This is a genomic window from Globicatella sanguinis NBRC 15551 (genome assembly GCF_001552295.1).
Classification (GTDB): Bacteria; Bacillota; Bacilli; order Lactobacillales; family Aerococcaceae; genus Globicatella; species Globicatella sanguinis.
The window spans coordinates 1-11,378 of sequence record NZ_BCQX01000074.1 but is presented as its reverse complement, the minus strand read 5'-3'; the positions used below and the strand labels follow the sequence as shown (position 1 = coordinate 11,378).

General features: G+C 34.0%; 13 protein-coding genes. 12 read left to right on the top strand and 1 reads right to left on the bottom strand.

Annotation, left to right across the window (positions count from 1 at the left end; genetic code table 11):
* Window positions 1-249: 249 nt before the first annotated feature.
* Window positions 250-1,128 (bottom strand): MurR/RpiR family transcriptional regulator, encoded by an 879-nt coding sequence (locus tag GSA01S_RS07075; protein WP_066126150.1) that lies wholly within the window; start codon window positions 1,126-1,128, stop codon window positions 250-252.
* A 207-nt stretch (window positions 1,129-1,335) separates the two neighbouring features.
* Here GSA01S_RS07075 and GSA01S_RS07070 point away from each other — a divergent pair, with 207 nt between their 5' ends.
* From GSA01S_RS07070 to GSA01S_RS07015, 12 genes are all read left to right on the top strand, one after another.
* Complete coding sequence (locus GSA01S_RS07070; protein ID WP_066126148.1) at window positions 1,336-2,325, top strand: D-isomer specific 2-hydroxyacid dehydrogenase family protein; 990 nt, start codon at window positions 1,336-1,338, stop codon at window positions 2,323-2,325.
* A gap of 15 nt (window positions 2,326-2,340) precedes the next feature.
* Window positions 2,341-3,441 carry an iron-containing alcohol dehydrogenase family protein gene (locus GSA01S_RS07065; protein WP_066126147.1) on the top strand — a complete coding sequence of 367 codons (1,101 nt, stop codon included), beginning with the start codon at window positions 2,341-2,343 and terminating at the stop codon, window positions 3,439-3,441.
* 11 nt (window positions 3,442-3,452) lie between these two features.
* Complete coding sequence (locus tag GSA01S_RS07060) at window positions 3,453-4,304, top strand: PTS mannose/fructose/sorbose/N-acetylgalactosamine transporter subunit IIC (protein WP_066126146.1); 852 nt, start codon at window positions 3,453-3,455, stop codon at window positions 4,302-4,304.
* A 39-nt stretch (window positions 4,305-4,343) separates the two neighbouring features.
* Entirely contained in the window at window positions 4,344-5,201 is an 858-nt protein-coding gene (locus GSA01S_RS07055; protein ID WP_066126152.1) for a PTS system mannose/fructose/sorbose family transporter subunit IID, read from the top strand.
* 21 nt (window positions 5,202-5,222) lie between these two features.
* Entirely contained in the window at window positions 5,223-5,735 is a 513-nt protein-coding gene (locus GSA01S_RS07050; RefSeq protein WP_066126144.1) for a PTS sugar transporter subunit IIB, read from the top strand.
* Window positions 5,736-5,749: 14 nt separating this feature from the next.
* Window positions 5,750-6,634 (top strand): hypothetical protein, encoded by an 885-nt coding sequence (locus GSA01S_RS07045; RefSeq protein ID WP_066126142.1) that lies wholly within the window; start codon window positions 5,750-5,752, stop codon window positions 6,632-6,634.
* Window positions 6,635-7,096, top strand: coding sequence for a PTS sugar transporter subunit IIA (locus GSA01S_RS07040; protein WP_066126141.1), 462 nt, complete (start codon window positions 6,635-6,637; stop codon window positions 7,094-7,096). It begins immediately after the preceding gene.
* Window positions 7,097-7,111: 15 nt separating this feature from the next.
* Window positions 7,112-8,179, top strand: a complete 1,068-nt coding sequence (locus GSA01S_RS07035) for a mannonate dehydratase (RefSeq protein WP_066126139.1) — start codon at window positions 7,112-7,114, stop codon at window positions 8,177-8,179.
* A gap of 77 nt (window positions 8,180-8,256) precedes the next feature.
* On the top strand, window positions 8,257-9,006 hold the full coding sequence (locus tag GSA01S_RS07030; RefSeq protein ID WP_066126137.1) for a hypothetical protein: 750 nt from the start codon (window positions 8,257-8,259) through the stop codon (window positions 9,004-9,006).
* The gene (locus GSA01S_RS07025; protein WP_066126135.1) at window positions 9,003-9,656 is read left to right on the top strand and encodes an HAD family hydrolase; all 654 of its coding nucleotides are present in this window, start codon (window positions 9,003-9,005) and stop codon (window positions 9,654-9,656) included. Before GSA01S_RS07030 ends, GSA01S_RS07025 begins: the two co-directional genes overlap by 4 nt.
* An 81-nt stretch (window positions 9,657-9,737) precedes the next feature.
* Entirely contained in the window at window positions 9,738-10,073 is a 336-nt protein-coding gene (locus tag GSA01S_RS07020) for a hypothetical protein (RefSeq protein WP_066126133.1), read from the top strand.
* 190 nt (window positions 10,074-10,263) lie between these two features.
* Window positions 10,264-11,223, top strand: a complete 960-nt coding sequence (locus GSA01S_RS07015; protein WP_066126132.1) for a DUF697 domain-containing protein — start codon at window positions 10,264-10,266, stop codon at window positions 11,221-11,223.
* Window positions 11,224-11,378 lie beyond the last annotated feature (155 nt).

The window sequence follows — 11,378 nt, the reverse complement described above, 5'->3', positions numbered from 1 at the left end:
ATAAATTACGATTAAAATATATGACAAATTTAATAAGTTGAAAGCGACATAATGAGTCTACCTATTTTATTGTGTTGAATGAATGAGATTTGCCATAGCCTAACAATAAAAAATACCATGTATAAACATCATTACACATGGTATAAATTTATTTTACTATTTATTTAATTTAAAACAGTGAAACTTAAAACTCCATACCTTCATTTTGAAACCATTACTTGTAAAAGTGTTATGAATTCTTCTAAATAATTACGATTGAATACGAGAACTTTGTAAACTTTTACGAATGTTTTCGATTGATTCGTTATTTCTTTTTTGATCCGTTAACATCACATTAATATAAATGAAGTCCATCATACTAATATATGCCAATCTTGCCATTAAAGCTTCCGTTCGAAAGGCGGATTCTTCGGTGGTAATAATCACTGTTTCGTCCGCTAATTGTGCGAGATTCGATTGATTGATACCTGACAAAACAATGAGTTTCGCTTTATTTCGCTTTACTTCCTCTGCTAAAATATTTGATTCTCTGGTCATACCAGAATGGGAAAAGATAAAGACACAATCGTTTTTCCCCATTTTAGTGGTATAGGATAATTGCATATGATAGTCCTGAATATAATTGACATGATGTTTGGTACGCATAAATTTATGGTAACTATCATAAGCCACAACCGAGGAACCACCAAGACCAAAGAAATGAAGGGTGGTAGATTTATTTATTATTTCTAAAATATGATCTAACTGTTCTTCTGAAATACTATAGCGAAGATCGAGCAAAGCTTGGACATTCGAGTTTAGAACTTTCATTGCAATATCATAGGTATTATCTTTTTGATCAATATCATGATAATTACTTAAAAAATTATCATTGCGAATTTCAGAAATATTTTTAACTACTGACATTTTAAAATCTTGATAGCCTTCAAAACCTAATTTTTTTATAAACTGAAATATGGAAGACTTAGAAACATTGATGTAAGTAGCCAATTCATCTAAAGTCATTTTACCGATTGAATCATCAGAGTTAATTAAATATTCTGCAATTTGCTGTTCAATCGTGGTTAAGGAACTGCCTAAAGCTTTAATTTTACGTTTTAGATAATAATTGGTTGTATCATCATTCATGATGTTCCTCTTTTCTACTTAGTTCTGATTAAGACTATTATACTAAAAATAAATAGATTTTAAAAGATATCGAGCAAAAAATAAATTTTATTTTTGAAAGAGTTTACAAAAAATATTATTTATTGTATAATGAATTTAAAATAAAAGGCTTCCATGGGGGTGTAAAAACATTTTAGTTGTCGGATGAGATTTATGAAGGAGAGTAAGATGAATAATTATCGTATTGCAATTGTTAATTCAAGTAGTTATGGGCGTATATTTCCTGAACACATTGAACGTTTAGAAGAAATTGGTGAAGTTGAGCGAATTGATGTAGATAGTGATATTGATGGAAAAGCGTTAGCAGAAGTGTTAGCACCATTTAACATTGTGATTTCAAGTGTAACGCCGTTTTTTACAAGGGAATTCTTTGATAATAAAAAAGATTTACTGCTTATCAGTCGTCATGGAATAGGTTATAACAATGTCGATTTAGAAGCGGCTAAAGAATGCGGAACGGTTGTTTCGATTGTTTCTCCTCTAGTTGAACGTGGCGCAGTTGCCGAGCAAAATATTACGAACTTACTGACAGTAATGCGTAGAGTGACTGAATCGACCAAAGCAGTTAAATCAGATCATTGGGAAGACCGAGCAAGTTATGTGGGACGTACTTTATTTAATAAGACTTTAGGAGTCATTGGGATTGGCAATACAGGAAGTTGTGTTGCTGAAATTGCACGTTATGGATATAAATGTGATGTATTGGCTTATGATCCTTATAAGTCACAAACTTATATCGAAAGTTTCGGTGCTCATAAAGTTGATTTTGAAACATTACTTAAGCAATCTGATGTCATCTGTTTATGTGCGAATTTGACAGAAGAAAACTACCATATGATTTCTACTGAACAAATTAATTTAATGAAAGATCACGTCTATCTTTCAAACTCAGCTCGTGGTGCCTTATTAGACGAAGAAGCAATTGTCGAAGGATTAGCTTCAGGAAAAATTGCCGGTTTAGGAACAGATGTATTAGAAATTGAACCAGGTCGAGGAAATCACCCTTATTTACAATTTGATAATGTGGTGATGACCCCTCATACAGGTGCTTATACATTAGAGTGCTTAGAAGGTATGGGGTTAAAATGTTTAGAAGATGTTGAACGGATTGTGAATGGGAAAGTCCCACATACAGCAGTCCAAACAGTCATGAAATAAGGAGATTTGATAATCATGTTAACAGACTTACAGGTAAAAATGGGGCCGTCATTTTATCAATATCATATTGGTGCACTACAAAATATTCCTAAGCTTTTAAAAGAATATCATGCAGAAAATATCTTAATTGTGCACGGAACTATTTCTTGGGAAAAGGCAAAACCATTTTTAAGCTTTATTGATAACTTCGAAGGGGATATCATCTATCATCAATATACTGGAGAATGTAGTTATTATGGCGCGGACTTAATTAAAGATATTGTTGAAAAGCAAGACATTGATTTCATTATTGGTGTTGGCGGTGGGAAATTAACCGACTTGGTAGGTTATGCTGCACATATTGCGAATGTACCTTTCGGGGTGGTACCAACCCTAGCAAGTAATTGTGCTCCTTGGACGCCACTTTCAGTTATGTATAAAGAATCAGGTGAATCAGAAGGTAAATCAGAACATTTCTTAAGACAAGCAGCTTTTTTAATTACAGATCCTGAGCTCGTAATCGATTCGCCTGTTGAATATTTTGTAGCAGGGCTAGCCGATACAATTGCGAAATGGTATGAATCCGATGCAATTTTGAAACAAGCTCATTTACAAAAAGAAAATTATTTGCAACTTGCTCAACACATTACTGTATTATCGAAAGATCAAATTTTAAATGATGCAGCTAAAGCAATTGAAGACATGAAGAATCAAGTCATTAGTGATGAATTCTATCGTTTATCAGAAATCGTCTTTGCGATTGCCGGTATGGTGGGTGGCTTAGGAGGTAAATATTCTCGTAATGCAGCAGCACATGCTATGCATGATGGTTTAGGAAAATATTATCCAGCCGTTAAAAAATATTTACATGGCGAAATTGTTGCTTATGGTATTCTTTATCAAATGGCTATCGAAAAACGTTGGGCTGATATTGATGAGTTAATACCATTATATAATGAATTGAATTTACCTAAGTCGTTAAAAGAAATGCATATTGAGATTGAAGAAGGAGAATTACTCGATAATTTAGTTGAATTTATCGATAGCAAAGAGAAAGTTCATTTAATTCCTCTTGAAATCAATCAAAGTGTATTAAAATCAGCAATATTAGAACTAGAAAATTATATAAATAAATAGGAGGTTTTACTATGGAAACATTATCAGCAATGCAAAGTTTACTCATTGCTATTTGGGTTGCCGCTGTTATGTCTCGTGGATTAGGTGGGATGACCTTAACGCTTCGTTTCTCCCCATTAATGACTGGTTTTATTTGTGGGTTAGTCATGGGAGATGTGAAACAAGCAATGATTATTACTGCAGGACTACAATTAATTTATATGGGGGTATTCTCTCCAGGTGGTTCAATGCCACAAGAACCAGCTGTTGCAGCTGCAATTGCCGTACCGGTTGCTTTATTAAGTAAAATGAACGTGGAGTCAGCGATTGCGGTAGCAGTTCCAGTTGGATTATTAGGATCATATTTATATCAATTCCGTTTCTTTTTAAATACCTTTATAGGTAAAATGACGGATACAGCAGTTTTAGAAAATAATATTAATGATAAGAAAATCAGTAGAACGGTAATAGCTTATCCTACGATTGCATCATTCTTATTATTCGTTCCGCTAATCTTTATTTCACTTTATTGGGGTGCACCTGTTATCGCCGACTTTATGAATAAGTTAGAAGGAACGGTCTTTATTCATATTCTAACCGTAGTAGGTGGAGGGTTAGCAGCGATTGGGATTGCGACCACGATTTATGTTATTGGACGTAAAGACTTATTAGTCTTCTTCTTCTTAGCATATTTCATTTCAGTCACTCTTTCTTCATTAGGTATCACAATGGTAACATACGCAATCTTTGGTATTATGATAGCAATTATTTATGTTACTGCTCGTTCAGCAGGTGGAAAAGAAGCAAAATCAACAGTAAGATCATCTGAAAGTGGCGACGCCTTTGATGATGGATTTGACGATGGTTTTGACGATGGATTTTAATTAGAGGAGGTAAAAACAATGGAATTAACTAATAAGGAAATGAAACAAACAACTCAAAATTCACATTTAGCTCCTGAGAAAATTACAACGAAAGACGTAACAAAAGCTTATTTAAGATGGCATTGGGCCAATGAAATTCCCCACTCTTTCGACCGCTATCTTGCAGCTTCGTTATTATATGCATTAATGCCTATTTTACGAAAATTATATAAAGATGAAGATCAACTAAGAGCGGCATATCAACGTCAGTTATTATTCTTCAATACTCAATTAACATGGGGTGGTGGAGTGATTACTGGATTAATGGCTTCAATGGAAGAACAAAGAGCGTTACAAGAATACAATGGTGAAGAAGTAACTGTTTCGGATGACTTACTTTATAATACAAAAGCCGGTTTAATGGGAGCTTTAGCGGGAATTGGTGATGCGATTGACTCTGGTACTATTCAATATATCTTCATCGCCATTGCAGTTCCATGGGCTCAAGCAGGATCTGGATTAGGAGCAATCATTCCATTTGTATTGTTTGCAACTTATCAATATTTAATTGGTTTATTCTTCGCTCGTTCATCATTTAAATTAGGTCGTGACGCAGGAGATATTTTACAAAGTTCAGGATTACAACAAATTATTGATGTATTATCTATTTTAGGGATGTTTATGATGGGAATTTTAGCAGCTAACTATGTTAAAGTGTCCTCTTCACTTGCTTTTAACATTTCTGGACGCGATTTTGTCATTCAAGAATTATTAGATAAAATTTTACCTGGTATCTTGCCGCTAGCGACAGTAATGTTTGTGTATTTCTACTATCAAAAGAAAGGATTAAAAGTGACCAATATTCTATTAATCCTAACGGCTATTTTAGTCGTATTAGCAGCAATTGGTATTCTATAACAATAAAAGGAGTAGTATATTATGGGACAAATTAATTTAGCACGCGTGGATGAGAGATTAATTCACGGACAAGTAATGATTACCTTATCTCAACGAAATGGAGTTAACTCAATTTTTGTGGTGGATGATGTGGTAGCAATGGATAAGTTTATGCGTGAAATCTATATGTCAGCAGGAAGTCGTACGGGTCAAAAGACAATCGTAACGACTATGGATCGCATGAAATCTTACTGGCACGATTATAATTTAAAAGATTACAACTGTATTTTATTAACAAAATCAGTTAAATCAATGTACGAATTAGTAAAAGACGGAGTAGAAATCAAAGAATTGAATATTGGTGGTGTCGCTGAGAAAGATTCTTCTAAAGATATTCGTGTAACTAAATCTGTATACATTAATCAAGAAGATGCAGAAATGCTAAAAGAAATGCATCAACAATATGGTGTTGAAAATATTTATTTCCAACAAACACCATCTGCTGAAAAACATAGCTTAAAAGAAGTTTTAGGGAAATTTAACATCACATTATAGAAAGTCGGGATATTATGAATCAAAGTGAAGAGCGATTAAAAGACTGGTTATTTCGCTATCGTACTGTCTTTAATAAGCGACAATCAACCGTTCAAATCAATCGTTTTATTCATTCATTTGTTAAAGATGTCTATCAATTTCGTGAAGATATCGAAGTGAAAGAGTTAACGAATAATAAACAAGATTTCGGCAAAATTATCATTGTAGGAAATCCAAAAAAAGCACGACAAGTAGTGGCAACCTATTATGATACACCGAAACAACACTTTGGTTCATATGATTTTTTTGATGTGAAAGAACAAGAGAAAAAAACCTTTCAATATATCATGATGTCGGCTGGATTATTATTTTTAGGTGGATTATTGGCACTTTTTATGTATTTAAAACTTAGTCAATTTGCCATCGATTTTAGAGACTATAAAGCTTGGTTAGTCAGCATCACTGTAATGGCTTTTTTCTTGATAGCGAGTAAAGTATCTCGTGGCGTCAGTCGTCGTAAAAATGTGGTTCGGAACACATCTTCCATTCTTGCGATATTGGAGTTAATGTATCAACGAAGAGATCCAGGAATTGCTTATATTTTAATTCCAAATGGCACTTATGGTTTTGAACAAATAGAGTTAGTAAAGCAATTATTTGTGAAGAGAGGCGAACTCTATTATTTAGACTCTATTGGTAGTGATAACGCGTTATATTGTTTTACCCAGTCTAAAAAAGAACAAGATAAATGTCAGCAATTTGGTATAATGCCACAAGCTGGCACAAGTCATTATCATTATATAATCAGTTCGCAAAAATCAGCGGAAAGTTATTATTTAGATCGTGGTGATTTAAATTCAACTGAGGTCAATTGGAAGAATATTAATACGATTATTGATTATTTTAAAGGAGGAAATTAAATGTTTGGCATCGTAATAGCTTCTCACGGAACATTATCACAAGGTTTAATAGACTCAGTCGATGTTATCTTTGGTAACACAGAAGGACTAGCAGCTTGTGTTTTAAAAAAAGGGCAAGCAATCGAGGAATTAGGTGACGATATTGCGAAGGCAATACAAACCGTTAATCAAGGAGACGGTGTCCTAATATTAACAGATCTATTATCTGCGAGTCCATATAATCAGTCATTAATGACCATAAATGGATTAGAAGATTCATTGAAAAGTAAATGCCATGTGTTATCAGGAGTTAATTTACCGATGTTAATTGAAGCTGTTAATCAACGATTAATTGGCACTTCGATTGAAGAAGCAATTGAGTCAATTCAAACACAAGCAACATCAGGTATCAGTCATTGGCATATTAGTCAATTAGCTGAAGAAACAACCTTTGATGAAGATGGCTTCGATGATGACTTTTAAGAAAGGAGAGATTTCATGAAATGGTCTTTTAGATGGTACGGTAAAGATGACAATATTCCGATTGAGCATATCCGTCAGATTCCACAAATGCATGGAGTAGTCGGGACATTGTTAAATAAATTACCAGGCGACGTTTGGGAAATTGAAGAAATTGAAGCGTTAAAAAAACAAGTGAATGAAGTAGGACTAGAATTACATGGAATTGAATCTGTATCGGTTCATGATGCGATAAAAGCCGGGACAGCTGAACGTGATAAGTATATTGAAAATTATATTCAAACAATCCGTAATTTAGGTCAATGTGGTGTTAAAGTTATTTGTTATAGTTTTAAACCGGTATTCGGTTGGCTAAAAACAGATTTAAATTATCAGTTTGAAGACGGTTCATATGGATTAGTCTTCGATCAAAGTGTCATTGATGGTATGGAACCTACAGAAGTCTTTAATCACGTCCAAAAACAAACCGGAGGATTTAAACTATCTGGTTGGGAAAAAGAACGCTTAGATAAATTCGAACGTTTAACAAAAATGTATGAAGGCATTACGGAAGAACAACTCTTTGAAAATTATAAGTATTTTATAGAGTCGATTATAGACGCTTGTGAAGAGGCAGATGTCTATTTAGCAGTTCACCAAGACGATCCACCTTGGGAAATTTTTGGTTGGCCAAGAATTACTAAAAATGCGGAAGACTTACGTCGCATCTTATCGATCACTGATTCAAAACATCATGGCTTAACGATTTGTACCGGTTCTTTAGGTGCAGACCCGAATAATGATATTCCAGCTATCATTCGTGAAATGGGCGATCGAATTAATTTCGTTCATTTTAGAAACGTTCGCTATTTAGGTGAAAAACATTTTGCGGAAGTTGCTCATTATTCGCCTGAAGGTGATTTAGATATGGCTGAAATAATGAAAGCTTTGGTTGAAGTAGGATATGATGGGATTATTCGCCCAGACCATGGCCGAGCAATCTGGGGTGAAGTATGTCGACCAGGTTATGGTTTATATGATCGTGCCATCGGTATTGGCTATATGCAAGGCTTATATGAAATGTGTAAGAAACAATTGGCAGAATAAAAATATAAGGAGTAAACCAGACTAACAGTTTAATGTTGAAAGATGGTTTACTCTTTTTTTTTGAAGGGTGATACTTGATGAAAAACTACTATGAATGTTTATCGATTAATCCTGAATTATCGACTAAAGAAATTCAAACATTGATAATACAGAAGCTTCAAACGGTCAATCAACAACAAGCTTTAGAAGAAATCAGTGACATTATTTATATTGAAACCATTACCCAATTACGTCAAGCTCAAGAGATTTTTAAAGATGAGCTATCAAGACAGCAATATGATGTTGAATTAGTACGATTAAATCAAAAGAGAACTGCTAAAATTTCGGATGTTCGAGTAAAAATAAAATCTAAAATGGAACAGCAACACGATAAAATCGTTAGTAAATATCGTTTGTGGCAAAAGTTACTGATTATAATAGGGATTATCATAACTTTTATAACTTCGATGGTCACGGTTGGTATAAAAGCATCCTTCATTTTTTTAGCAATAGCATCAGTCTCGTTATTAATAGTGATGGTCTTGATTCCTGTTTTTCGTAAATTACAACTTGACCAAAGACATCCATTTTTCAAGTTTGGTGCGATGTTCGTTATATTTATAATATGGTATTATTCCTTACAATTTCTTTTAAATGTAGTACAATTATCAGTAACAGCGCTTGAGCAAATAGGGAACATTCTTATCTATTGTTTGTTAGGTTGTTTAATTACTGGATTAATTTTAGAATGGTTTATTTTTCAAGAAGAAATTAAGTTTGAAGATAGTTTACGTGAAAGGTTAGAAAAACAAAATATGAAAATGGATTCGAAGGAGGATACAGTTTGAAAATCAATCAAATAAAATTAGCAATTTTTGATATGGATGGTACCTTATGTAATACAGAAGATATTCATGCTAAAGGATGGGATGATGCCTTTAAACATTATGGATATGACTTTGGACTCGATTTCGTTAATAGCATGCGTGGTAAAAGTATTGTAGATAATAATCGTGTAATTACCGAACGTACTGGTGATCCGGCTTTAACTCAAAAAATGCGAGAATATCGTGAAGCTTATATTTTGGAAATGATTGCGACTAATCAAGTTCAATTAATGCCGGGAGTTAGAGAAATTTTGGAAACATTAAAAGAACACAATATTCCAATAGCTATTGCGACGACTTCCTACACTGAAAGAGCTGAGAAGATTACGGGACAGCTAGATATTCAGCATTATTTTTCAACTAAAGTCTATGGCGATATGATAACTCATCAAAAACCTAATCCTGAAATTTATCTCAGAGTGTTAGAAGAAACCGGATCAACACTAGATGGAGTAATTGCAATTGAAGACTCTCCAACCGGTGTTACAGCCGCTCGCTCTGCCGGATTAAAAACTTATTTTATCAATGACTGGCTTACATTGGATATAGATGATTCAGAAGTAACGTCTTATAAGAATATGCATCAATTATTGGATGAACTATTATCCTAATATATGATAAAATAAGATTATGAAACGAATTACAGATGCTAGTTAATCATATCCAAATTAAAGAGGAAATTAGGTGTAATAATGAAACAACTAGAAAAACAACAATATGACCATAGCATTCACTATTGGTACGAAGTAGACCTTATGACCGAACATGAATATGGCTTCATCTTTAATACAGATACAGATACTATTCCAGCTTTAGTTGAAACGATTAAAAAGGATATTGAGGCTGATAGTGAGGATAACCAGCATTTTTGGTATTTTGGACGTACCCTTGATGATTTAATCTTGATGGTGCGCTATGCACATAATCAGTTTATCGTGCAAGTTAATGTGAAAGACTTTGAATTTGCCTTATGTTTAGATGAGCACATCGGTTGGAAACAAGAGTTTTTAGCACAATTGACAGCATAAAAGGCTATCAATATCGGTCGTGAGGCCGATTTTTTTATTGGTATTGTTCGGTAAGATAGACTTAGCTTTATGTATGTTTTCAGAATCAAAGTTGTATGCTTTGAGAACGATAAAAGACGCTTCCCTTCACATTCGGTCAGCTTTTTAAGATCTAATAAGAGTGTGAAAGAATCAGTAAAGGAATGATAATATGAATAAATGGTGGCAAGATTTAAGTCGCTTATTAAAATGGCTCTTGTATTTCTTAGTGGCCATCTTTACCCTTTTTATTGTCAACCAATTGATGTTGACTTATCAGTTCTTTAGCCAATTATTACATCCTATCATGGGGATGATTGTAGCGGGACTGTTATTAATCGGCCTTGTTTATCTGGGCTTTAAAATTTACAAAACTTGGGGACAACAGCCCGAAATTGTTGAATTAGCAGATGATGCTAGTGAAGCGGAATTTCATATTTATTTGCTGAAGGTTAAAGAAATTTTACAGGACAATCCTAATTTAGCGGATTTTGATTTTGATCAAACAGAGATGCCATTATCCAGTGTGATTGATAAAGCCTTTATCCAATTACACGAGCGCTCTTTACCATTAATCAAGGAAAATGCGAATGCGATCTTTCTTTCAACCGCAATTTCACAAAATGGTGCTTTAGATAGTTTGGTCGTGTTATTTTCGTTGTTACGAATGGTATGGCAATTAAGTAATTTTTATCAAACAAGACCTACGTTAAAAGGCATGGCTAAGCTGTATGTTCAAGTGGCATCGGTCGTTTTAATGGCTCGCACGATTGAAGATGCTGACTTAATTGAAGGACAAATGGAACCTTTAATTACCTCAGTGATTGGCGAAAGTATCGCTTCAGCTATTCCAGGAATGGTTCCTATTACCAATTTAGTTGTCTCCAGTTTAATGGAAGGCTCGATTAATGCCTTCTTAACGCTGAGAGTTGGTCTAATTGCCCAAACGTATCTAGGAATGGATCGCAATGAAGAGAAAAATAAAATTCGCCGTAGTGCCTCCGTGAATTCAATTAGCTATATGGGAGAAATCTTATCCAATAATAGTAAAGTTGTGGTGAAATCCGTCGGTAGTGCCGTGAAAAATGCAGGTAAAGGTTTCATTCCTAAGAAATGGTTTTTTGAAAAATAAATTAAACTATCATAACTCTTTGTCAAATGATGTGGGTTAATTATTTTGCTTTGTGTTAATAGTAATGATTTTGGAAAATTTTGGGAGTGGGCAAGAAGTAGAAAATCAAATGATTTTCGCTCGTCTGTCTACCCCCGCACAGTTGGGAGTGAACC

Excerpts from the sequence above, each read along its gene's own strand:
- GSA01S_RS07075 (WP_066126150.1), bottom strand. The coding sequence starts at position 1,128 with ATGAATGATGATACAACCAATTATTATCTAAAACGTAAAATTAAAGCT.
- GSA01S_RS07070 (WP_066126148.1), top strand. The coding sequence starts at position 1,336 with ATGAATAATTATCGTATTGCAATTGTTAATTCAAGTAGTTATGGGCGT.
- GSA01S_RS07065 (WP_066126147.1), top strand. The coding sequence starts at position 2,341 with ATGTTAACAGACTTACAGGTAAAAATGGGGCCGTCATTTTATCAATAT.
- GSA01S_RS07060 (WP_066126146.1), top strand. The coding sequence starts at position 3,453 with ATGGAAACATTATCAGCAATGCAAAGTTTACTCATTGCTATTTGGGTT.
- GSA01S_RS07055 (WP_066126152.1), top strand. The coding sequence starts at position 4,344 with ATGAAACAAACAACTCAAAATTCACATTTAGCTCCTGAGAAAATTACA.
- GSA01S_RS07050 (WP_066126144.1), top strand. The coding sequence starts at position 5,223 with ATGGGACAAATTAATTTAGCACGCGTGGATGAGAGATTAATTCACGGA.
- GSA01S_RS07045 (WP_066126142.1), top strand. The coding sequence starts at position 5,750 with ATGAATCAAAGTGAAGAGCGATTAAAAGACTGGTTATTTCGCTATCGT.
- GSA01S_RS07040 (WP_066126141.1), top strand. The coding sequence starts at position 6,635 with ATGTTTGGCATCGTAATAGCTTCTCACGGAACATTATCACAAGGTTTA.
- GSA01S_RS07035 (WP_066126139.1), top strand. The coding sequence starts at position 7,112 with ATGAAATGGTCTTTTAGATGGTACGGTAAAGATGACAATATTCCGATT.
- GSA01S_RS07030 (WP_066126137.1), top strand. The coding sequence starts at position 8,257 with ATGAAAAACTACTATGAATGTTTATCGATTAATCCTGAATTATCGACT.
- GSA01S_RS07020 (WP_066126133.1), top strand. The coding sequence starts at position 9,738 with ATGAAACAACTAGAAAAACAACAATATGACCATAGCATTCACTATTGG.
- GSA01S_RS07015 (WP_066126132.1), top strand. The coding sequence starts at position 10,264 with ATGAATAAATGGTGGCAAGATTTAAGTCGCTTATTAAAATGGCTCTTG.